Source organism: Rhodococcus mengyinensis, assembly GCF_048381435.1.
Lineage (GTDB): Bacteria > Actinomycetota > Actinomycetes > Mycobacteriales > Mycobacteriaceae > Rhodococcus_F > Rhodococcus_F opacus_D.
This window is the reverse complement of the sequence record NZ_JBLWIT010000047.1, coordinates 1-21,507: the sequence shown is the minus strand read 5'-3', so window position 1 is coordinate 21,507 and position 21,507 is coordinate 1. Positions and strand designations below refer to the sequence as shown.

Here is a 21,507-nt window from a genome sequence, read left to right as displayed (position 1 = left end):
GGCGAGTTCGGTGAGCGTGGTGCGGCGGGGTCCGGCGCAGATGTAGTACGCGATCTCGGTCGGATCGGAGAGGGATCGGCGGGCGAGCAGCCAGTGCCCGCGCCCGGGTGCCCAGGCGATCCGGATCGGGATCCGCACCCAGGAGTATTCGCGCCGGCCGTGCGCGCCGTCGCCGACGGAGATCCGGCGCCACTGCTTCGCCGGGACCGCGGCGATCATCTCGTCGGCGCGACCGGCGCGACCGTGCGGGGTGAACACGTCGTCGTTGCAGCGCGTGGCCAGGACGTAGGAAATATCGCGTTCCTCGAGCCAGACCCGCAGGTACTTCACCTGCCCGTAGGCCTCGTCCGCGGTGACCCAGGAGAACGGGACCTGTGCGTCGAGGGCGCGTTCGATCATGTGTTGTGCCAGTCTCGGTTTGGTCGCGAACTCGATGTCGTCAGTGATGCCGGCGGCGCGGCACCGGTCGCGGTCGGAGGTCCAGGATTCGGGCAAGTACAGCTCCCGGTCGATCAAGGCGTGGCCGGCGCCGCTGGCGTAGGCGAGGAAGACGCCGATCTGGCAGTTTTCCACCCGTCCGGCGGTGCCCGAGTACTGGCGTTGCACCCCGGCCGAGCGGGTGCCTTTCTTGAGGAATCCGGTGTCGTCGACGATCAGTACACCGGCCGGATCGCCGAGGCGTTCGACCACGTAGTCACGGACGTCGTCGCGGACGCCGTCGACGTCCCAGTCCGCGCGCCGCAGCAACCGTTGCATCCCGTCCGGGCTGATCTCGCCGGCGCGCTCGGCGAGGGTCCACCCGTTCTTGCGTTCCAGACCTGCAACCAAACCCGTCACATATTCACGGACTCGGGACCGCGGCTCCGACCGGGCGAACCGACCGGAGATCCGCTCATGCAACGCTTCCAACTCGGCAGCAACCAGATCGAGGACCACACAATCAGTATCGTCTACCTGTCAAGCAAGTGCCGTTGCAGTACTAAGGCCAGTGGGGCAAAGGAGTGGGCATGGCGCAGGCCGGAAAACGTGGAGGCCACTCATCGCGACCGAGTGAGAGAGGCCGAACCTCGAAGCTGCACAACGATGCCCGCGTGTCGGGAGGTAGCCCCGAGGTGGAGCCGTCCATTGCGGGTTTGACGTCGAAGCTCGAGTCCCGCAGGGGTCCGGTGAAGGTGCAGCTGAACACCTGGGTGCTGGCGTCGACGGAGGCCCGGCTGAAGTGGCTGGTGAAAAACCGAGGGTTTACGGTCACCAGCGTCGTGGACGTGGCGCTGCAGGAGTTGCTCGACCGCTACGACGTACCGCCGGCGGATCCCGATGGTCGGATCGGGGAGCAGTAGAGCGATGAGCCGTCCGTGGGAGCAGATTGCCCTGTTCGACCTGCACCAGCCCTCCGCCCCGAATCCTGCTCCCGACGACGCCACCGAGGCCGACGCGGAGGAGACCGCCGCGGAAGAGTCGCCGACACCTACTGCTGCTGCAGACTCGCCGACACCGGCCGCTGCCGCGGAACCAGCGGAATCGCCGACTGCGCCGGCGTCCGAGCCGACACCACCGGGCCGGCCGGTGTGGGAGTCGCTGCCGGTGGGTGTGGAGGCGGATGAGCACGCTTTGATCGTGACCGCCGCGGGAACGTGTACGCCGTCGGGGCGGGAGTTGACCGGTCCGGTCGATTCGGTGGAGAAGCTGGACAAGCTGGTGCGCTGGGCCGCCTTGACGCCGTTGGGTTCGCCGCCGCAGGTGTGGATCGTGGGCCAGGGCGCGTGTGAGGCGTTGGGGTGGGTGATCGACCCGGGCAGCGAGGACGACTTCGACGACATGGAGGCGTTGCGCACCCGCGCCGCCGTCGACCTGACCGCGGTGCTGCAGGCGACGTTGACGCCGATGCTGAGTGCGGGGTGGGAGTTGCGCGGTGATCCGGGGCATGTGGTGCACCTGTCCCGGTCGATTGGCAAGTTCACCTCGATGGTGGATGTGGTGATCGAGCCGTACGTGTGGACGTACTGGAACAAGGACTTCGGTTGGAACAACCGGGTCGGGGAGATGGGGATCCTCGGCTCACCCACCGCCGGAACGTATCTCCCCGACGACGACCTGCCGGCCGCCCGTGAACTCGGTCGACGGCTGGCGTGGTCCGCGAAACACCTCGGGGTGCTCCCGGGGCCGACGCCGGCGCGCACCGGTGCGGCGATCGTCGACAAGATCAAGCGGGAACGCACCCGGTCGGGTAAGGGCCTGGTGGTGGCGACGGCGGGTCCGGTGCCGCTGCTGGACGGGGCCCCGCGCGGGGACCTCGAACCCGCGGTGGGGTGGACCCGAGTCCCCGACGAACAGGACCTGGAAGGGACGAGCCGGTTGGTGTCCATCGACCAACGCGCCGCCTACCTGGCCTCGGCGGGGATGCTGGAATTCGGGTACGGGCAGCCCGCCCATCTGACCGGTGACGCGGCGGCCGTGGCGGCGGTGGGGGAGAAGGGGGCCCCGTTCGGGTTGTGGCGGATCACCCTGCCCGCGGGGCAGACTCTGTCGCTGCCCGAGAAGCTGCCCCTGCCGCATCCGCATATGCTGGCGGATGAGCCGGTGCAGACCTGGGTCACCTCGGTCAGCCTGGACGGGTTGTGCGCACCGGTGGCGGATGGGGGGATCGGCGCCGACCTCGATGATCTGGACATTACCGAGGCGTGGGTGTACCCGCAGCAGGGCCGCGTTTTGGACAAGTGGGCGAAGATCCTCCGCGAGGCCCGCAAGGTCTCGGTGGACACCGAGGACGTGGCGACGAAACGGTTCATCGGCTCCTGCTACAAGGGCTACATCGGGCGGATGGTGAACCCGGACATGTGGACCGCGACACGGATGCAGCATCACCACCAACCTTTGTGGCGGGCGGCGATCATCGCGCACTGCCGGTGGCGCGGCCGCCGGGTGGCGATGCGGATCGCCCGCGAGCACGGCCGCTGGCCGGTCCGCACCGTCACCGACTCCTGGGTGTACCTCCTCGCCGAGGGGGAGGATATCGCCGATCCGAGTGCGGCGTTGGGGAAGATGTCGGTGGAGAAGGACACCCTCCTGTCCGACCCGCTGCTGTCCGCTTTGGTGTCGGCTTCGGATGTGCACGAGGTGAATTTGGCGATCCGGGCGGTCTTCGCCGACGACGAGGACGAAGACGAGGGGGAGGGGGTGCTCTGATGGCCCTGCACTTGCCGAAGCCGCGCACCACGAAGCCGGCGCAGCAGGCGGTCGGTCTGGACGGTCTCAAGGTCTCGGTCGCGAACGCCGCGACCAGCGGGGTGGAAAAGTCCAAGCAGGTCAAGTCCGGGGGTTTGGCCGGGCTGACCAGCAAGGTGTCGGTCATACAATTGCGGAAGGAGCTCGGGAACGAGGGTTTGCGGCAGGCGGCGATTGATGCCGGCCGCACACCCCCATCGGACCGCACACTGCGCCGGTGGGCGCAGCAGGGGCGGATCCCGCATGCGGATGTTCTCGAGCGTGCGCAGCGGCGTGCGGCGATCGAACGCCTCGGTGGCGTGGATGCGGTGGCTGCGAAGATCGGGCGGTCCCGTTCCGCGGTGTCGCGGTATCGGTCGGGGGAGACGAACGAGTTGCGGGCGGATGCGAGCAAGAAACTGAAAACCGTGAAGGCGCAGGACATCATGAAGCGCGCCGGGGTGTTGCGGCCGGACGGAACCCCGAAACGGGCGGTGATCCGGGTCAGGGGCGGTGTGATGGTGCGTAACGGTGCCGACGAGGGGTACGACTACCGGGTCCGGACCCTGGATTTCGCGAACTCGGACACCCCGTTCAGCACAGATGAGTCCCGTGAACTGGCCGCCGCGTTGGCCAATGATGATCACGCTCGGGTCGTGGCGTTGCTGGAGCGGCACGCCACCCTCGACTACCCGGAGAACAAGGGCTTCGACAAGTACAGCGACCAGTTCGGATTCCACTTCGACCACATCGATTCGGTCCACATCGACTGGATCTAGAGGCCGTCGCCGATCCTTACGGTGGTCGACGACATTGGCCGGCCCGCTGTTTCGGGCTGGGCAGGTCAAAGTTTTTCCATGCGTTGACACATCACTGCCCGGCCGATAGAGCGCAAGCGTCACCGGCGCCCGTGAGACAGGGCGGTCGAATGCCTGACCGTCGGGCCGTGTGCCGATATTCGCGGCCCCCGCGGCCGTCGGAGGGGGAGACCTCGAGGACCGCGAGGGAGCGACGCTCGTCGTCGGGCAAGGCGTCGGCCCGTCACTTCTTCACCGCCCGGTAGAGCCACTGACCCACTTGCTGACCGTCGGCGGTGCCATAGTTCGCGGGAACGAGTGCGTCGCCGTGCTCTTCGCGGTAGGTCGCGATTTCGGTGAGCATCCGTCGCCGCTTGCCGTCGGCCGGTGACACGGCAGGAAGTGAGTTGTCGTCATCGGTCCATACGAACCCGACCGCATCGAGTTGCCGAATGCGGTGGACCGGCAGGGTGCCGAGCATCCGGGCAACCCGCTGGCGGTCCTGCCAGCGTCCCAGTCGGATACCGCATTCGGTGACGTAGTCGGCGGGGATCGCCGTCCGAGGGTGCTGGTGACCAAAGGTGCGGTAGAGCTGCAGAGGTGAGGCCGAGGACTGGTTTAGCTCGCATCGAGATCGCATCCTTGTGATTTCTCGGTGCGGGTGGGTTCGTAGTCGACGGCGTGTTGGACGAACATCCGGGTCACCGAGGCGGGGAGGAAATCTGTCACGGTGCGAACGCGGCCGGTGACCCGGACAGTGGGACGGCACGGCCGATCTCCCACTCCCGGATCGCGTCGTCGAGGAACACCTGATCGACCTCGGTGATCTCGTCGAGGCTGTCGATGAACTGACGGACATCGGCGACGATCTCGGGGTCGTCGGTGATGATCACAGCGTCGTCGGCGAGGGTGGAGTTTTCGGACGCGTTCGCGGACCCGATCACCGCCCGTCGGCTGGTGGCGATCACCTTGGCATGCAGGGTCGGCGACGACAGCACCCGCACCCCCGTGCACGTAGTAGGCGAGGGTGGCGGGGGAGGTGGCGTGCCCCCGGATCACAGCTTTGGAGGCGTTGACGACCAGGACGTCCCCGGCGCGCAGCGGGAGCAGCTCGGGGGCGTCCTGTCCGAGGTATCCGATCGCGGCGTATCGGGCGCCGCGGGTGCGGATGGCGCGGGTGATGTGCGGCCAGGGGCTCGGCCCGTGGAATGTGGTCCCCATGCCCCGAAAGGTAGCGGGATGAACGCTGGGGCCGGTGGATCCGATTGACATGCCGCACTAGCAAGGTCCCACCATCTCCCTCGTGACTGCTGTAGGAGATGTTTCCGCAGCGCTCTCGGGCTATTTCTCGGCCAACACTTTCTACTTTGCAGGGTGCTACAGGAGTGCTGTCAGTGAGTGCGATATCCGACTCGGCGCGTGAGGGCAGGAGTTTCAGGCGTTGGGCTGGCGACAAATGAAGTCGGCCATTCCCGGGACGGTGAACGCGATGCGACCGTGTTCGGGTGACCAGATCAGACCCTTTTTGATGGCGGAATCACGGACATCGCTGACCGCGGTCGTCGCCACACCCATGGCTGCGGCGACCTTCCCGGACCGGGGAGTGGGTTCCCCGGTCTCCGCAATGGCGCGCAGGTGCCGGCGCTCCCGTCCCGGTGGCCCGGGTCCACCGGGACGGGAAGAACCCGTCGTCCAAGGCCCGACGGCCTTCCTCGACCGCGGATTAATGCGGTGGGTGATAGCTTCGGTGCAGCGGATGTCGATGGTTGAATGCGATTTGCGTGTGGTGTCGAGGGCGGAGCGGCGGCAGTATGACGACGAAGAGGAAAGAAGTTCAGGCAGCAGAGCATGAGGGAGACCGGGCATTCGAGGCGGTCGTCGCATTGCTGGATTACCCGATGTTCGTGGTCACCACGCGACATGGCGACCACAGGGCAGGATGCCTGGTCGGTTTCGCGTCCCAGGTGAGCATCCATCCGCCACGGTTCCTCGCTGGTCTGTCGAAAAAAAACCACACCTTCGAGGTCGCTTCCGCCGCCGAACACCTAGCCGTTCACGTCCTCAGCCGCGAGCATCTCGATCTCGCCCGGTTGTTCGGCAGTCAGACCGGCGACGACATCGACAAGTTCGCCCGCTGTGCATGGCGGGACGGCCCTAACGGCCTGCCGATACTCGACGACGCCACTGCCTGGTTCAGTGGACGGATCCTGGAGCGTCTTCCCCTCGGCGATCACGTTGCGTTCTTGACAGCTCCGGAGGCCGGATCGGCGCCAATCCATCTCGGGCAGCTGGTCACCTTCGCCGACGTGCGCGATCTCGAACCAGGACATGAGGCCTGATGCCTCGCGCACACATGCTTGGAGACCTCCCCGGCGACGTCACGGCCGAAGAGCACTACCGTGACCCACCTGACGGAGTGCGCGCCAACATGATCACCACTCTAGATGGGGCCGCCGCCTTCGATGGACGCGTTAGGCCGTTGTCGGATCCGGTAGATCAGGCCCTACTTCTGGCATTACGTACGTACGCCGACGTCGTGCTTGTCGGTGCGGGAACAGTGCGCGCCGAACACTACGGACCGGTGCGGCTGACGCCAGAACAGTCTGCGTATCGACGTGAGCACTGGGGTGACGACACACCACCTCCAATTGCGGTCGTGACTCGCAGTGGCACGCTGCCTCTCGACTCCCCGCTGTTCGCGTCGGGGCGGAGACCCATCGTGGTGACCACGCGCCGTACTGCCAATGTGAAGGGGGCGAGGCTGTCGGATGTCGCCGAGGTTCTTGTCGTAGGGGAGGACACGGTCGACATTCCCCTACTCATCGCGACCCTGCGGGATCGAGGCCTGCGACGGATATTGTGCGAGGGTGGCCCCACCCTCCTCGACGAACTGATCGTTCACGATCTTATCGACGAGATGTGTCTGACCCTCGCGCCCAGGATGGCCGGGCCTCAGCCGCTAACGCGAGAACAGAGTTGTCTTCTGGACATGCCACGCAAACTGACGCTTGAGCATGTCTTGTCGCACGAAGATTACCTCTACCTGAGATACGGCCGCGGCCCGAAGTAGCGGCGCCGGCACTTGAAGTGTCGCTGTCTACGAATCGTACCAGCGGCAACACGAGCACTACCGTGTGCCGCTAGCTGCTAGCGGAGTGCAGACCTGTCTGATTCATCTGCTCCGCAACACCTTCCGTATGCATTCCGTTAGTACTGGGACGAGATGTCGCGGGACCTGCGGCCGATTTACACCGCCGTCAACCGGCAGTCAAAAGGAACGGTTCGCTGTCGACCGTCACGTAATTCCCCAGGGGTGTCCGTCACGTAATTCCCCATGCTCGGGCGTGCTGAGTCGAGGGTAACCCGAGCGGGCGGGGTGCGGGTCAGGTTGCGCCGGCCGTGCGGTGTCCGGGTCGTTTGCGGGGTCGGTAGGACGGTCCGTCCATCAGGGTTTGATGGCTGGTGTTGATGAGCCGGTCGAGGAGCGACTCGGCGACGACCGGGTTCGGGAACAGCGGGTACCAGTCCTTCGGGGCGCGGTTGCTCGTCAGAATCAGCGGTTTGCCGGCGATCGCACGGTCCGAGACCAGATCGTAGAGGTCATCGGACTGGGTGGTGGTGTGCTCACGCATCGCAAAATCATCGATAATCAACACCAGCGGCCGGGTGTATTCGCGGATCCGCTGACCGATGGTGCGGTCGGCATGGCCGCCGGCAAGGTCGGCGAGCATGCGGGAGCACTTGACGAACCGCACGTCCCCGCCGCGGCGGGCGACGTGATGCCCAAGCGCTTGTGCCACATGGGTTTTGCCTACTCCAACGGGACCGTAGAGGATCACCGACTCGCCGGCATCGAGCCAGCGCAGGGCGGCCAGGTCCCGCAGCATCGCCGCCGGAAGTTTCGGATTCGCGGTGAAATCGAAGTCCTCGAACGTGGCCGGTTGCTCGAACCGCGCTCGTCGCAGCCGACGGGCCAGCGCCGCGGTTTCCCGGCGGGCGATCTCATCCTCACACAGCACTTGCAGGAACTCGAGGTGTCCGAGCTGCCCGTCCCGGGTCTGAGCGAGCCGGGCGTCGAGCGTGTCGAGCATCCCGGTCAACTTCAACGTCTTCAGCGCAGCCCGCAGGCTGGGGTCGTGAATGGTCATGACGATTCCTAGTGGTCTGATGAAAGTAATTGGTGTGCAGCATGCGTCGGTGCAGCGTTCAACACTTCAGGCGGTGCGTTCGGTGTCGAAGGCGTCGGGTCCGCGCAGGAACGCCGGCGCCGGCGTAGGGGCCGGTGCGGGCTCTCCGTCGTGTTCGGTGCCGGCGGCGAGGATGCCCTTGACGGTGCGGTAGCTGGGGTCACCGACCTCGAGGGCGCGGGCGCAGGCCGCGTCCAGGCGGGCGTCGTCGTAGCGGTCCCGCAGCCGGACGATGCCCTGGATCGCCCGCAGCCGGTGCAGCGCGTTGACCTGCGACAACTCGGCGACGACCGCGACGGCGCCGGGACCGATCTGCTCGGCCTGCGCCCGACACCAGACCACGGTTTGCAGCGTGTAGGCGATCTTGTGCGGCGGGTAGTGCTCGGGGTTCGTCGACCGCCCCGACAGGTGCAGCACATGCGTGGCGGCCACCTGCTCGGTGTGGAAGATCTGCACCACGTCGCCGCAGGTGCGGACCAGCACCTGCTGGCCGATCAGCCGCCAGGGCACCGAATACAGGGCCTTGCCGGCCTTGACGTGACAGTCCGGGGCGACCTTCCCGACCTGATAGAGGACCAGCTCGAACGGTTTCGGAGGAAGTGCTGTGAGACTGCGCCTTTCGATGGCGTCGAACACCGCTACGGGTTGCGCACCGTCGAGACCACGGTGATTGTGGAGCCCGTAGACGTCGGTGCACCAGGCCAGGACGGCGTCCTGAATCTGCGCCAGTGAGGTGAACTCGCGGCCCTTGAAGTACGAGTCGCGGATATAGGGCATCGGGCGCTCGATCCTGGGTTTATCCTTTGGTTTTCCGGCGCGGGCGGGGTCGATCAACACCCGGTAGTAGGCGGCGAGTTCGGCGTAGGCGCGGTTGATCTTCGGGTCGTACAGGTCAGGCCGGTCGACCCCGGTTTTGAGGTTGTCGCACACGATCCGGGCCGGCGTGCCGCCGAAGAACTCGAACGCCGCCACGTGCGAGGCGCACCACGAACTCTGGTCCATCCGCAGCACCGGCTGCACGAACAGCATCCGTGAGCAGGACAGGATAATCGCGAACGCCCACACCGCCACCCGCCGGTCGGTGGCCGGGTTGCGCCACATGCCGAGCTTGCCGTAGTCGACCTGGGCCTCGTCGCCAGGCGGGACCGCGCCACGGGCCACCGTCACCTTCGACTCCGCCACCTTCTCAGCGAATTGTGCTGCCACATACCGTCGTACGGTCGATTCCGACACCGCGACGCCGTGGTCGTCGCGCAGGCGTTGCGCAATCGTCGCTACCGTCACCGACGCCGTCAGCTGCCCGTCGATCCAGTCGTGGTGCGCGGCGATCGCCGGCCATGTCACCGCCCGCGCCGCCGGGTCGCCGACCTCCGGGAACCATCCGGTGATCAGCTCCCACCAGAGCGGCTCGTCGAACTTCCCTCCCTCGCCCGGTGTCAACCCGGCCGCCACGGCGGGAGCCAGGTATTTCCGGATGGTTTTTCGGTCGATATCCAGGGCCTCCGCGATCTGCACCTGGGACCGGCCGGAGTGCCAATGCCGGAACAACTCCATCAGATCGATCATCGTCCACGTTCTCCTCGCCACCGTCAGGCCCCTTCCCGGGCCCCGTTGTCGGTGACCCAGTCAGGAGCGAACCTGCAGCAGCACCCAAACCCCCGGCCGACACGCCCCAGGGGTGGGGAATTACGTGACGGCGGGGTGGGGAATTACGTGACGGACAAACCCCTCAACCTGGGGAATTACATGACCGCTGACAGGTTCGCTGAGTTCGCCGGCAAATGGGGGCCGAGGTATCCAGCGATCGTCCGGCTTTGAGTCAACGCCCAGCCGGCATTGCACTTGCCGCTCCGCCACCACCTTGGCCCGAGTTTGTATTTCGAGCGCCAGGAACTGCGCCGAGGGGGCGAACCGGGTTCACTGCGGCGATCTGGTGGCGGTGTCGAGTCGCCAGGGAGACGGTGTGATCACTGAATCGTCGCGCAGAGTTCCGAGTGACGCGCGCTGGTCGCCTCAAGAACCCTTATTGTGAGACTCCGTGAACCACACCGCGATCTGTGCCCGCGAAGTGAATCCCAGCTTGGCCAGGAGATGTTCCACGTGTCCCTGCGCAGTGCGCGGCGAAATCGTCAGGCGCGCGGCGATCTCCTTGTTTGTGAGCCCCTCGGCGATAAGTTCCGCGACCTCACGCTCGCGTTTGGTCAGAGTTGCCGATGATGCGGCATCGGACATCGGCGCCGACGGGTCCGGCTCGCCCAGCGCGTAGGCGACGGCTGCGTCGAAACCGAGCGTACCGCCCTGCTTGCGGGCCGCGTCGATTGCCCGCTCACTCATCGCCCGTCGAGTCTCGCGTTCGCACTCTTCTTGATACACCAACACGTTGGGCAAGAACAGAGTCGAGCTCCCCACCGACCAGCTGAGCTGCTCTGCGGCTCCGATCAACACGACCGCGCGTCGGATGTGGTGCTCCTCGGCGGCGATCCATGCCAGGGCTTGCAGGCACATGCTGGCGTTCAGTCGGTCGTTGACCCTCCGATTCAGCTGCAGCGCCTGCTGGAGAAGGCGAACTGCTCGCGCGCGATCCCCGTGCCGCCACACCGCAACAGCAAGTGCCCACAGCGTGTACGACCGATACACCACTTCACCTCGCGGTTCGGTGATCGCGAGGACCCGCTCATGGCAGTCGATGGCCCGCTCGGTCTCGGTTAGCATGTCATGCGTCATTCCGAGGCCAATGAGACCGACGACCTGGAAGAGAAGGTCGTCCCGTGCGGCGTACACTTCGATGGCATTTTCGAGATGCGCCAGTGCGTCGGGTAGCTGACCGTTGAACAGTGCCAGAAATCCGTCGGACAGGTGGAGGTGTGCGCGCAGCATCGGGTCGGTCCTCTGGTCGGCGAGCGCGTCGCCCCGCGCCACCAGGATGCCCGACGCTTGCAGGTCGCCCTGCACTCCAGCCAAGATGCTGTCGGCGTAGAGAGCTTTTGCCCGGTCGACCGTAAGGGGGCCCGACACGCTGGTCAGGAAACGGTCGAGCCAGCGCCGGCCCTCGCTGAACAATCCCCGGGAAAGCCAGAATGAGAAGAGAGCAGCAGAGATCCGAAGTCCGGTTTCGGGGCTATCGGACACGCAGAACTCCAGCGCCTCGCGGATATTCGGTTGTTCCCGGCCCAGTTTGGCGATCAACGCGAGCTGGCGGGAACTGATCCATTCGGCCTCGGCCTCGAGCGCCAATCGCTCACACCAGTCACGATGTCGATGACGAACTTCGTCATACTCGTCACTCTCTTGCGCCTTTTCTCGCCCATAGGCCCGCACGGTCTCGAGCATTCGGAACCGCACCGCGGTACCCGACTCTTCTCTCGTCAAGATCGACTTGTCGACCAGGAAAGTCACCGTGTCGAGGAGGTCCTCCGACATGTGGTCACGATCGCAGACCTGTTCTGCAGCCTCGAGTTCGAATCCGCCGGCGAATATCGACAGCTGTGCCCACATCCGTTGTTCGATGGGTGTGCACAGGTCGTAGCTCCAGTCGATGCACATCCGCAACGTCTGCTGGCGCGACGGTGCGTCCCGGCTGCCGCGGGTAAGCAAGGTGTAGCGGTCGGTCAGCCGCTCCAGGATCTGCTCGGGTGACATTGCCCGTAGTCTTGCTGCTGCCAATTCGATCGGCAGCGGCAGCCCGTCCAGTCGCTGGCAGATGCGAGCGATGGTGATCTTGTTGTCGTCGGTGAGCTCGAAACCCGGGAGGGCCGAGGAGGCGCGTTCGGCGAACAGTGTCACCGCATTCTTGCGGGGCAGCCCTCTCGGTAGACGGTCGGGATCGGGAACGGGGAGCGGGGGAACCAGCAGAACCGCTTCCCCGCCGATACCGAGTGGTTCGCGACTGGTCGCGAGAATCCGCACGTCAGGGCAACCATGCAGCACGTTTTCGGCAAGTTTCGCCACCGCATCGACCACCTGCTCACAATTGTCCAGAACGAGCAGCAGCTCACGAGGGGCGAGGAACTCGACCAGCACCTCCTGTACGGGACTCGTCGCCCGGTAGCGCAGCCCCAGAACTCCCGCCACCACACCTCCCAACAGCGACTCGTCACGTAGATCGCCCAGCTCGACCAGCCACACACCGTCGGGGAAATCGTGTTGCGCCTTGGTGGCGACCCTCAGCGCCAGGCGGGTCTTCCCGACCCCGCCGATCCCGGTCAACGTGACCAACCGCGAGGCCGACAGCAGATTCTTCGCCTCGGCCAACTCCGTGCGGCGGTCGACGAAACTGGTCAGCTCCAGCGGAAGGCCACCGGTCCGGCTCGAATCCAGGGATGACGGTGATGGCCAGCTCCCGTCTGACCCGCGTTCTGCCGAGGAATAGTGCGCGTGCGTCGATGTAGTGCTGTCGTGCACTTTATCCGGTTCGGTGTGCAGGGCCATCTCGTCGATCGGAAACCCATGACGACGTTGGGATGCTTGCAGTAGTTGGCCCAGTTCCGCGGCGGAGGGACGACTTCCCGGGTCGCCGGACATCGCACGTTCGATGCTGGCGCTGACGTCCTCCAGAACACCGTGCTCACGGGGGTCCGGCACGGGCTCGGAGGCGATCCGCAGGAACTGGGCCACCAGCTGCTCGCCGCTGCGGCGTTCGAAGGCGACGTGCCCGGTGATCGCCGCGAACAATGTCGCGCCGAGGGCGTAGACGTCAGCGGCGGGACCCGACGGCTCGCCGGCCAGGACCTCGGGGGCGGTGAACGCGGGCGACCCCGTCACGACGCCGTGTTTGGTTTCGAACCCGCCCGCGATGTGGGCGATGCCGAAGTCCGTCAGCACCGGCTCTCCGTAGTCGGTGAACAGTATGTTCCCGGGCTTGACGTCGCGATGGAGGATCCCGAGGCGATGGGCGGTCTCCAGAGCGCCGGCCATCTTCACCCCGAGTCGCAGCGCTTCCTCCAACGGGAGCGGCCCGTGGCGGCGGATCCGCTCGTCCACCGAGTCCTGGGCAAAGCACGGCATGACAATGAAGGGCCGACCGTTCTCGGTTGCACCGACGTGGAGAACATTGACGATGTTGGGGTGCCCGGTCAGCCGGCCTGCTGCATGCTGTTCCCGAAGGAACCGGGCCCGATTCTCCTCGTCCAAGTCGGCGGTGAGGACTTTAACCGCCACGGTGCGGTCCAGCGAAGCCTGCAGGCACCGGTAGACGACGCCGAACCCGCCGCGGCCGATCTCCCGAGCGTCCGCGAACCCGGCTGCCGCCAACTCCGCCGTGACTGAACCGGACACGTCACGTTGCGTCGCGAATGGATCGACGTCGGTCATCGACTACGTCGATCCGGTCCGAGACACGGTCGAAAAATGCACGACTGGTCACCTCTCGATAATGTTCCCCAAGGATATCGCTAGACGCCCGAGCTGGAGCGCGACTGGCCACCACAACGGCATTCTCGACGCGAGCGGGCCGCGGTCCAGGTTGGACGTCGATCCCGGTGTCCGTGACGTCGTCGCCGATCGCGATCAGTGTTGTCGAGCAGTTCGTCGACCGTGTGATAGATGATCGCGGGTGACGGTCGCCCCGGGGATCTCGGGCATGCTGGCATGCCGCTCTATCCGAGTTCAGCGAAAACGGGGCATGCGCGGCACCGCGCGTCAACCGAACCGACGGACAAGACCGTGATGGGCACGTCGACATGCAACCACCACTCGGCATCGGGAGAATCGTCTGCGGTGTTGTCGCCGGTGATAGACACAGCAGCGACGGCGCTCGCAACATGCAGCTTGTCCACCACCACCACCGGCCACCACGCGATGCCGATCTGGATGGGTGCGTTTGGCGACCTCGCCCGGATCAGTATTGAGGGCACCGGATTGTACGGGGCAAGCGGTCCTCTGCCCTGGCGACAGCGGTGTCACATTTTGGAGGTCGACAGGATTGGATCCAGTCGGATCGGCGCCGCGAATGCAAGAACGACGACCCCGGTGCGGTAAATGCTGCACGAGCCATCCTCCGCCCCAAACCCTCATGCGGTCGCCCGCGGCGTCATCCTCCGCGACCTGGTCTCGCCACCGACCGAGAGCTCGGCCAACTCGCATGGGACTTGCCACGTCGAACGGAGTGCGATCATCCGCGTCACGGCGGACCGCTTCCTCCCCCGCGGGAGATCCGACATTCAGTGCTCCGCGAGGAGGCCCGCGACGAGCCCAGCTGACGTGCGCTCCACGTCAGCCCCTCGACTCTGATGTACCTCGACCGGCTCACCGGCCGCAAACGGCGACGTTCTCATCCGCGCGGCGATGCGAGTTGCGCAGTACGTCGGCTCCTCGAGACCCCGGGAACCTCGCCGCCGACTTGCCGCGATTGGAGTTACCCGCGACCTCACCTCGGAAATCTCGGTGCACGCACCGACGTGCACTTCGGCGACGGGCTACGCGACCTCGCCCTCCTGCCCGGCTCCAACTGTCAGGAGGGTAGACGTGTGGACAACTCGGGTACCCCCCCGGCAATCGGGCTGGAGAGGATCCGCCGTCGCCACACATCAGCCTCAGCTGGCGACGGTTCCCGAGGCACACGTCGACACGGCATCGCCGGTTATGTTCTTCGCTGCGCACCCCAGCGGCCGATCAGGTCTACCGCGGCAGCCAGGTTGCGGCGAACCAGGCGTGAAACGCACACCCCGCGAGTCTCGTACTCCTCGAGATTCCGGGCGAGCTCCTCCGCAGCCCTGAACGCGTCCCGCGCTGCTGTCGGGAATCCGGCGACCTGGCGTCGCATACGGCCAGATGAGTCCCAGGCTGGAAGAATTCTCGCAGTTCAGTTCTCGTGGTGTTCTCTCCGAGGGCTCTTTCGCGGCGGGCAAATGTCGGGCCAGTAGTTTAGGTTGGTTGTTCTTGGCACGGAACGTCTCGGTGAGCATCCGGTAATCGATGTAGGGGGTAGAACCGGGGGGATGCGTTTGTAACCAGGTAAGTCAGTCCCTACTGGCGCCGGTAGCCGAGGGATCGGACAACTCCTGGGGACGTGTCATTCCCGCGGTGCCACGGTCGATGGGGCCGAACCCGCCACGCGTGGGAGCCAACCGGACCTATGGGGCCGCGACCACTCAATGCCAGGTGATCCAGCCTGGCCACACCGTACGTGTGAAGTCCGTGCGAACTCATCCAAACTGTAACGGCCGCTATCCCGCAGGAACGCGCATGTGAGGCGTTGAGGTGCCGCCCGGTCGAAATCGGTGACAAATTTTCAGCCCGGTCTCGCTACGACCGATTCAAACAGCACCGGTTCGAGTAATGACCTCAGTAATACCAGGGATAAGGAGTCCAGTCGGGATCACGTTTCGCGAGAAACGCGTCCCGTCCTTCCACTGCCTCGTCTGTCATGTATGCCATTCGGGTTGCCTCACCGGCGAATAGCTGCTGGCCTACCAGCCCATCGTCGATCAGATTGAAGGCATACTTCAACATTCGCTGGGCCTGAGGTGATTTTTCGTTGATGCTTGCAGCCCACTGAAGTGCGACGCTCTCGAGATCTGTGTGCGCGACAACCTCATTGACGGCACCCATCGAGTGCATTTGCTCGGCCGTGTATGTCTTTCCGAGAAAGAAGATTTCGCGCGCGAACTTCTGTCCGACTTGGCGCGCTAGAAGCGCGCTTCCGAAGCCACCGTCGAAACTTCCGACATCGGCATCTGTCTGCTTGAAACGGGCATGTTCTCGGCTTGCGAGGGTCAGATCGCACACCACATGCAGGCTGTGGCCGCCACCTGCAGCCCACCCGTTGACCAATGCGATGACCACTTTCGGCATGAATCGAATAAGCCGCTGAACTTCGAGAATGTGCATTCGCCCCGTACGCCCCCGGTTGACGGTGTCGGCTGTGTCGCCGCCGGCGTACTGGTAGCCGCTGCGCCCGCGGATCCGCTGATCCCCGCCGGAGCTGAACGCCCAGACGCCGTCCTTCGGGCTCGGACCATTCCCGGTAATCAACACGACTCCGACATCAGAGCTCATCCGGGCGTGGTCGAGGACGCGGTAGAGCTCGTCCACAGTGTGCGGCCGGAAGGCGTTGCGAACGTCCGGCCGATCGAAAGCAATCCGTACGGTGCCCTGGGAAACGTGTCTGTGGTATGTGACGTCTGTCAGGTCTGCGAAACCGGGAACGAGTTGCCAGCTCACGGACGTGGTGTCTCCACCACTGGTCGACGGTGCCATACCGCCACTATAACCTAACTTGCATTAGGTGCGAAGAGGGTTCGCTCATGCGTCGGCAACAGTGCTGTGCGGTTGCTGTGCTGAGCTCGGCTACAACTGCATTGGCAGCGATGTTGGGAGAGTGTGCCGGTGGTGGCACGGGTATGGGATGCACTGTCGCGCTGGGCCGTAGGGGCCATTCGAGAATAGGCCAAACTGCAAGTGGAGATGATTAGAGGACTCGTTGAAGTCCCCGACCCGGGGTGAGTATTCCTGTTGATCGAATGTTGTTGTAAGTCTTGGAGGCGTGGGTTGGCAGATGTGCGCAGGATTCTTCCAGCGCAGTTCGTCGAGGGCGTTGCAACAATGGGGATGCACAGGTGGAGTTCGCCGTAAACTCTCGGCGCAGCGATTTTGAGTCTGAAGGTACTTGTTGTCAGTTCAACTCGCTGCAATTCGCGAACGCGCATCGTTCACGAACGGCAGGAAGTGAGCTCGCGAGAAGGATCGTTGCGGTTTCACGTCTCCTGGCGGACCGAGTGATGTCCAAACGCCTCGTTGGGCACTTCCATGCTGAGTTCTCTGGTCCGAATATGTCCCTTGCCTCAATCTAAATCTGTGCTAATTTAGATTTATGTGACCCAGGGCACACAAAGCGTAGGGGTCTCCCTGCACCGCTCACGCATCGACGAACCGATCAGATGTGAGTAAGTGCGACATGCAGTTTGGTCGAGATGAATCAGAGAACTTCGGACAGGTCTGGGAGCGTTTGATGATCGAAGTGTTCACGAAGTTGCCCACCGTGGGTCCGGCATCCCGCGCCGCGGACGCCCTTCAGCTCCTCGGGCGAGTAGGCGGACGCCCTTCAACATTGCATTGCAACGCACTTCGAACCGGAGGATCGGATGTCTGATCCGTATGCCGTGATCGTGGCGGCACTCGTCGCCGTGGGCGGCGCCGTTCAAGGAGCCAACCTACCCGACCCAATCAAAGACCAGGTTGCTGATTCAGTGCAGGTCGCTGAGCAGGCGGCCCCGCAAGTGGCATCTCAAGTCAACCAGATACTGTCAAGCCTTCCTGAACCTGCGCAGCAGTTCGCGCAAAAGTCAATCGATGATGCCGCCGCCGCTTTGCCGCCTGTCGTGCAGGCGGAGGCACCTCCACCCAGCGTCGAGGTCGCACCCCCTGAAGTCCGCAGAGATGAATCGGCCGCCGATCCCGTGGTGGGCTCGAACGGACAACAGAACGACATGCTCAATGCCGCCCAGTTGTATGATTCACCGATCGAATCACATCCGCCGATACCCTCCGCCATCGCAGGGCTGAATTCGGTAGTGATAGGGGCCTTCCCGATCTTCAGACCTTGGCTGAACAAGGCCGGCCAACTCTGTGACGGAATCAAGCCGGAGACGATAGCCGCGCTCTATTCAGCAGAGAACAACTTCCGATACGGGCCCAGTGCACCTGTATCGATCTCCGGCGCAAAGGGCCCGGGGCAGTTCATGGATGCAACCTGGGCCAAGTACGGCAAGGACGCTGATGGAGATGGTAAGGCGGATGTTCTCGGCGTCGCGGATTCGGTCATGGCTACCGGGCATCTCTTGTGCGACTTGTACGCACAGGTTGATCAATGGAAAGCGAGAGGGATCGTCACTGGCGACAGCCTGGACTTGGCAATCGCCGGCTACAACGCGGGCGCGGGCGCGGTTCTCCAGTCCCGCGGAATGCCCTCGGGTTCGCCGGATTACGAGAATCAGACGAAGCCGTATGTGCGGAAGATCCGCGGGTCAGAAGAGTATTTCCGTCGGATGCTCTCACCGTTCAGTGGCCTTCCCTTGTCGGGATTGGGCGGCCAGATCGTAGATCGCGCCACGACTTTCCTGGGCCTTCCGTACGTCTGGGGCGGCGGTGATATCGACGGGCCGTCCGGAGGGGGGTTCGACTGTTCGGGTCTGACATCGTATGCAGTTCATGCAGCCACATCTGGGAAAGTCACGCTACCAAGAACATCTGAGACCCAATGGAACATTGGCGTCGAGATCCCACTCGAGCAGGCTGTAGCTGGTGACCTTTTGTTCGGGAACTGGGGACCAGCCGGTCCGGGACATGTTGCCATCTATGTCGGAAACGGCCAGATGATCCATGCGCCCACCACCGGAGACGTAGTGCGAATAGGCCCAGTTTTCGACAACATGAAGGCTAGACGGGTGATCTAGTGGTTTGTGTCGCAGGTGATTCTGGAGCGATTCGACAGAATCCGTACTTGACGAATCCGATACCCGCTTTGGAGATTTCCGATGGGCAGCGCGTTCTGCTCAAGTCGTTCGTGCGGTCGTATTCGGGTGCGCACCGGAAGTAATGCGGGCCATGGCATTTGATAGCCTCCGAGTGTGCCAACACGGCTACCGGGCAGGCGCTGTCGGTATCCCGCGGCGAACTGGCGGGCGCGGTTCGCCGCGGACGGCATGGCGTGGTTGGGAGGTGCGCACGGGTGGGTGGCCGCACGCCATTGACCCGGAGGAGGCGATCGAGAAGATCGTGGATCTGACGCAGAACGGCCGTCCGAAAGACGAGACTCATGGAGCTGCTGGACGATGGGAGAGGTGGTTGAGGTCTCGAAGGGCATCGTCCAACGCGGGTGGTTCGTCCGCGGGTTCAGACCGCATACCGAGTCGAGACGTTCAAGCTGTCGAACTATCCCCGGTTCGAGAACGAACTTGGCGACGTCGTCGGTTTTTGCCTAACCCCGCCGGACTATCGTGCTGTTTTGCCGACGGGACATGTTCTCGGTGCAAGTACTGGACCGTACTCAGGCGTCGCTTCCCACCGTGAAGGGAGAAGGTAGAATGATGACACACGACTGCAAGCGACACTGGGCCCCAAGCGCAGAATCCATCCTCGCCAAAGTCGCCCGCGGACAAACCGCCCTCGAAAGTCGAGCCAAATCCGCGACCCATCACTAGGTACGGCTCAAGCTTGGTCGAGTCAGATCAGGCGCGGAGTCGGAACAGTTGACGTCGATCGTGGAACCCCTTCAATCTGACCTGACCCGCCGACTCGTATGCTTCCGGAAAGTACCTACCCAACTTCCGCTGAACATCCTCGTCGATGAGCACCTCTCCCGGGCCAGCGGCGGCGGCGATTCTGTTAGCGAGATTGACCGGCCGACCGATCCAGTCCCCCGCGCTGGGCACCGCAGTCCCCCAAGCGATTCCGGCATGTAATGCGGGCAGGCCCTCCTGCCTGGCCGCAGCCATGATGTCAAGCGTGGCGCGGCACAATGCCGCCGAATCGGGGGAGATGAGCATGACTGCGTCGCCAACCATCTTGACGAATCGGACGGGGTGTTCGACCACTGCGGTTGTTAGGGTGTCGAGACGCTCTGCGAGTTGCCCGAGGTCGGCCGCTGATAGCTGCTCACTGAGAGCAGTGAAACCGACAAGGTCCGCGAAGGAGACTGCGACTTCCTGTGCGCCAGGGGTATGCTCGTCTGTTGCGTCGGCTTTGATCTGCTGCCGCAGATTCACCGCCATCACGTGAGCGAGGATCTGGGTGTGGAACTTCGCGAAGCGTTTCAGCTCTTCCGCATAGCGTAGTGCGTCCTCGGGGTGATCCCGGCCTATCTCTGCGAGTTGATCCTGTAGCAATGATTGGGCGCCGTCTGCGATGGCCCAGACGTTTCGGCCCAGAATGCGCACTGTCGCGAACATACTGTCCTCATCTAGACCGAGTTCGCGATAGTCGGTGAGGAGGCTAGCGAGACGCACATCATCGGCGCTGTATTCTGCAGAGGAGCGTTTCGAAATCCCGCGACCCATCGCGCGAAACCATCTGGTGGTGTCATCGACGGATACACCTGATAGTTCAGATATTTCGTCCAGCGTATAGGTCGCGCTGCGAGGGGACAAGGCGGCCTCGAGCAACATGTGAGCAAGGCGCCCTTCTTGTGTGGCTCGCATCAATTCGTCGATGGTCGCTCCATTCTCGACCAGTTGATGGAGTACCGAAATCCGCTGAGATCTGGCCGTGCCCTCGAGGTCGTCGAGTAATCCGGCATTCGCGAACTCCCGTCGCTCCGCTGACGGCGTCCACAGCATGGAGAATCGCGAAGCGAGGAGTCGTCCTACGCGCCCGACGTGCACAGAACCATTCTGTCACTACCAGGAGTGCTCACTCCGGTGAATTGAGTGAGAAGTGTGCGGTGACCGGTGAGGTCAGGCAAGAGAGCTGACTGGATTGTTGCGCTGCCGCGATGCTGACCCGGATGAAACGCGGGATGGTCGGAAGTCCCATCCGGGTCGATCTGGTGCTGAACCATCTCATGGGCGCATGCGTTCTGCGCCCGCAGGCGGACGAGATGCACGCGGTGCCACTGCGGGATCTGATTGCTCAGGGGACTAATGTCCAGTCCAGACGGGAGCCCGCTTCTCCGCAAAAGCGCGGGGGCCCTCAAGTGCGTCGTCAGATTCTTGAAGCATCCGAAATTCCCGTGCAGTCAGTTCCCAGTCCGTAGCCTCGGGTCCCACGGTGCCGTCCACGATGCGTTTGGCTATGCGCTTACTGGCTTGGACCGCAAGGGGTGCGTTCTGTCCGATGGTCCGCGCAAGAGACAGGGCACGATCGAGGACCTGATTCGGACGCACGACATGATTCACCAATCCGAGTTGCAGGGCGCGCTGTGCCGGGAGGGGTTCACCGGTAAACGTCAACTCGAGTGCGAGCTTGCGGGGAATCTGTTGTGGGAGACGAAACAGCCCGCCAGCTCCTGCGATCAGGCCTCGCTTGACCTCGGGGAGGCCGAGGATTGCTTCGCTTGAGACAACCGCGAGATCACTCGCGAGTACTAGTACTGCAACGGCACTTATGGGAAGTGTCCGCGACGTCGGTAGTGGGAGGTGCGGGCCTGGTGTTGTCGGCGCCGTCGCCACTTCGACCAGGACCAGATGTGCTCGTCCGGGTGGGCGTGTCGCAGGATCAGTTGCACGAGCAGGCGGCGGATCTCGGGTAGCGTGTACGCGATCATGCCCTGATCTTCGATCCCGATTCCCCTTTTATCGCTTCGGTTTTCGTCCCGGCGAGCCAGGCGAGGGCGAGCATCGACAAGGTGATGTGGGCGTACCAGGCCCGGTAGGTGCGTACCTGGT

15 protein-coding genes and 5 pseudogenes are annotated in these 21,507 nt (G+C 64.1%); 8 read left to right on the top strand and 12 right to left on the bottom strand.

What is annotated here, in order from left to right; genetic code table 11:
• Nucleotides 1–936, bottom strand: a 936-nt coding sequence (locus ACNJ7E_RS08800) for an IS701 family transposase (protein WP_418338726.1), incomplete at its 3' end; no start/stop codon positions are given.
• Between the two features lie 155 nt (nucleotides 937–1,091).
• Between ACNJ7E_RS08800 and ACNJ7E_RS08795 the strand changes: the two genes are divergently transcribed.
• Genes ACNJ7E_RS08795 through ACNJ7E_RS08785 form a run of 3 tightly spaced genes read left to right on the top strand, consistent with a single transcriptional unit; the run spans nucleotide 1,092 to nucleotide 3,983 of the window.
• On the top strand, nucleotides 1,092–1,340 hold the full coding sequence (locus tag ACNJ7E_RS08795; RefSeq protein ID WP_418339631.1) for a hypothetical protein: 249 nt from the start codon (nucleotides 1,092–1,094) through the stop codon (nucleotides 1,338–1,340).
• Between the two features lie 4 nt (nucleotides 1,341–1,344).
• On the top strand, nucleotides 1,345–3,186 hold the full coding sequence (locus ACNJ7E_RS08790) for a hypothetical protein (protein ID WP_418339630.1): 1,842 nt from the start codon (nucleotides 1,345–1,347) through the stop codon (nucleotides 3,184–3,186).
• Nucleotides 3,186–3,983: a hypothetical protein gene (locus ACNJ7E_RS08785; RefSeq protein ID WP_418339629.1), complete on the top strand. Its 798-nt coding sequence runs from the start codon at nucleotides 3,186–3,188 to the stop codon at nucleotides 3,981–3,983. The genes ACNJ7E_RS08790 and ACNJ7E_RS08785 overlap by 1 nt, the downstream gene beginning before the upstream one ends.
• A 119-nt stretch (nucleotides 3,984–4,102) precedes the next feature.
• Here the strand turns inward: ACNJ7E_RS08785 and ACNJ7E_RS08780 are convergent.
• The 3 genes and pseudogenes from ACNJ7E_RS08780 to ACNJ7E_RS43980 form a co-directional block, all read right to left on the bottom strand.
• Nucleotides 4,103–4,630: pseudogene (locus tag ACNJ7E_RS08780) on the bottom strand (helicase associated domain-containing protein).
• Nucleotides 4,631–4,649: 19 nt separating this feature from the next.
• Nucleotides 4,650–5,222 (bottom strand): annotated as a pseudogene (locus ACNJ7E_RS08775) (phospholipase D family protein); the annotation flags it as partial.
• Nucleotides 5,223–5,435: 213 nt separating this feature from the next.
• Nucleotides 5,436–5,867, bottom strand: coding sequence for a DUF8462 domain-containing protein (locus tag ACNJ7E_RS43980; protein ID WP_489686824.1), 432 nt, complete (start codon nucleotides 5,865–5,867; stop codon nucleotides 5,436–5,438).
• On the opposite strand from ACNJ7E_RS43980, the gene ACNJ7E_RS08765 reads away from it, so the two are divergent.
• The 3 genes and pseudogenes from ACNJ7E_RS08765 to ACNJ7E_RS08755 form a co-directional block, all read left to right on the top strand.
• Nucleotides 5,813–6,340 (top strand): flavin reductase family protein, encoded by a 528-nt coding sequence (locus ACNJ7E_RS08765; protein ID WP_016881768.1) that lies wholly within the window; start codon nucleotides 5,813–5,815, stop codon nucleotides 6,338–6,340. The two genes, ACNJ7E_RS43980 and ACNJ7E_RS08765, sit on opposite strands and share 55 nt — an antisense overlap.
• The gene (locus tag ACNJ7E_RS08760; RefSeq protein ID WP_418339627.1) at nucleotides 6,340–7,071 is read left to right on the top strand and encodes a pyrimidine reductase family protein; all 732 of its coding nucleotides are present in this window, start codon (nucleotides 6,340–6,342) and stop codon (nucleotides 7,069–7,071) included. Before ACNJ7E_RS08765 ends, ACNJ7E_RS08760 begins: the two co-directional genes overlap by 1 nt.
• Before the next feature lie 85 nt (nucleotides 7,072–7,156).
• Nucleotides 7,157–7,257: pseudogene (locus ACNJ7E_RS08755) on the top strand (transposase); the annotation flags it as partial.
• A 127-nt stretch (nucleotides 7,258–7,384) separates the two neighbouring features.
• Here the strand turns inward: ACNJ7E_RS08755 and istB are convergent.
• The 4 genes from istB to ACNJ7E_RS08735 form a co-directional block, all read right to left on the bottom strand.
• Nucleotides 7,385–8,149 carry an IS21-like element helper ATPase IstB gene (gene istB / locus ACNJ7E_RS08750; RefSeq protein ID WP_418339626.1) on the bottom strand — a complete coding sequence of 255 codons (765 nt, stop codon included), beginning with the start codon at nucleotides 8,147–8,149 and terminating at the stop codon, nucleotides 7,385–7,387.
• Between the two features lie 66 nt (nucleotides 8,150–8,215).
• The gene (istA, locus tag ACNJ7E_RS08745) at nucleotides 8,216–9,754 is read right to left on the bottom strand and encodes an IS21 family transposase (protein WP_418339625.1); all 1,539 of its coding nucleotides are present in this window, start codon (nucleotides 9,752–9,754) and stop codon (nucleotides 8,216–8,218) included.
• A gap of 447 nt (nucleotides 9,755–10,201) precedes the next feature.
• The gene (locus tag ACNJ7E_RS08740; protein ID WP_418339624.1) at nucleotides 10,202–13,498 is read right to left on the bottom strand and encodes a protein kinase domain-containing protein; all 3,297 of its coding nucleotides are present in this window, start codon (nucleotides 13,496–13,498) and stop codon (nucleotides 10,202–10,204) included.
• Between the two features lie 1,971 nt (nucleotides 13,499–15,469).
• Nucleotides 15,470–16,384, bottom strand: a complete 915-nt coding sequence (locus ACNJ7E_RS08735; RefSeq protein WP_418339623.1) for a 1,4-dihydroxy-2-naphthoyl-CoA synthase — start codon at nucleotides 16,382–16,384, stop codon at nucleotides 15,470–15,472.
• Nucleotides 16,385–17,268: 884 nt separating this feature from the next.
• Between ACNJ7E_RS08735 and ACNJ7E_RS08730 the strand changes: the two genes are divergently transcribed.
• Together ACNJ7E_RS08730 and ACNJ7E_RS08725 are read left to right on the top strand one after the other, a co-directional pair.
• Complete coding sequence (locus tag ACNJ7E_RS08730) at nucleotides 17,269–18,579, top strand: C40 family peptidase (protein ID WP_418339622.1); 1,311 nt, start codon at nucleotides 17,269–17,271, stop codon at nucleotides 18,577–18,579.
• Between the two features lie 47 nt (nucleotides 18,580–18,626).
• A pseudogene (locus ACNJ7E_RS08725) lies at nucleotides 18,627–19,236 on the top strand (transposase); the annotation flags it as partial.
• Nucleotides 19,237–19,353: 117 nt separating this feature from the next.
• Here the strand turns inward: ACNJ7E_RS08725 and ACNJ7E_RS08720 are convergent.
• The 4 genes and pseudogenes from ACNJ7E_RS08720 to ACNJ7E_RS08705 all read right to left on the bottom strand — a co-directional run.
• Entirely contained in the window at nucleotides 19,354–20,460 is a 1,107-nt protein-coding gene (locus tag ACNJ7E_RS08720) for an adenylate/guanylate cyclase domain-containing protein (protein WP_418339621.1), read from the bottom strand.
• A 300-nt stretch (nucleotides 20,461–20,760) separates the two neighbouring features.
• On the bottom strand, nucleotides 20,761–21,291 hold the full coding sequence (locus ACNJ7E_RS08715; protein WP_418339620.1) for an enoyl-CoA hydratase-related protein: 531 nt from the start codon (nucleotides 21,289–21,291) through the stop codon (nucleotides 20,761–20,763).
• Complete coding sequence (locus ACNJ7E_RS08710) at nucleotides 21,225–21,386, bottom strand: hypothetical protein (protein WP_418339497.1); 162 nt, start codon at nucleotides 21,384–21,386, stop codon at nucleotides 21,225–21,227. The genes ACNJ7E_RS08715 and ACNJ7E_RS08710 overlap by 67 nt, the downstream gene beginning before the upstream one ends.
• A pseudogene (locus ACNJ7E_RS08705) lies at nucleotides 21,383–21,507 on the bottom strand (IS701 family transposase); the annotation flags it as partial. The gene ACNJ7E_RS08710 and the pseudogene ACNJ7E_RS08705, both read right to left, overlap by 4 nt.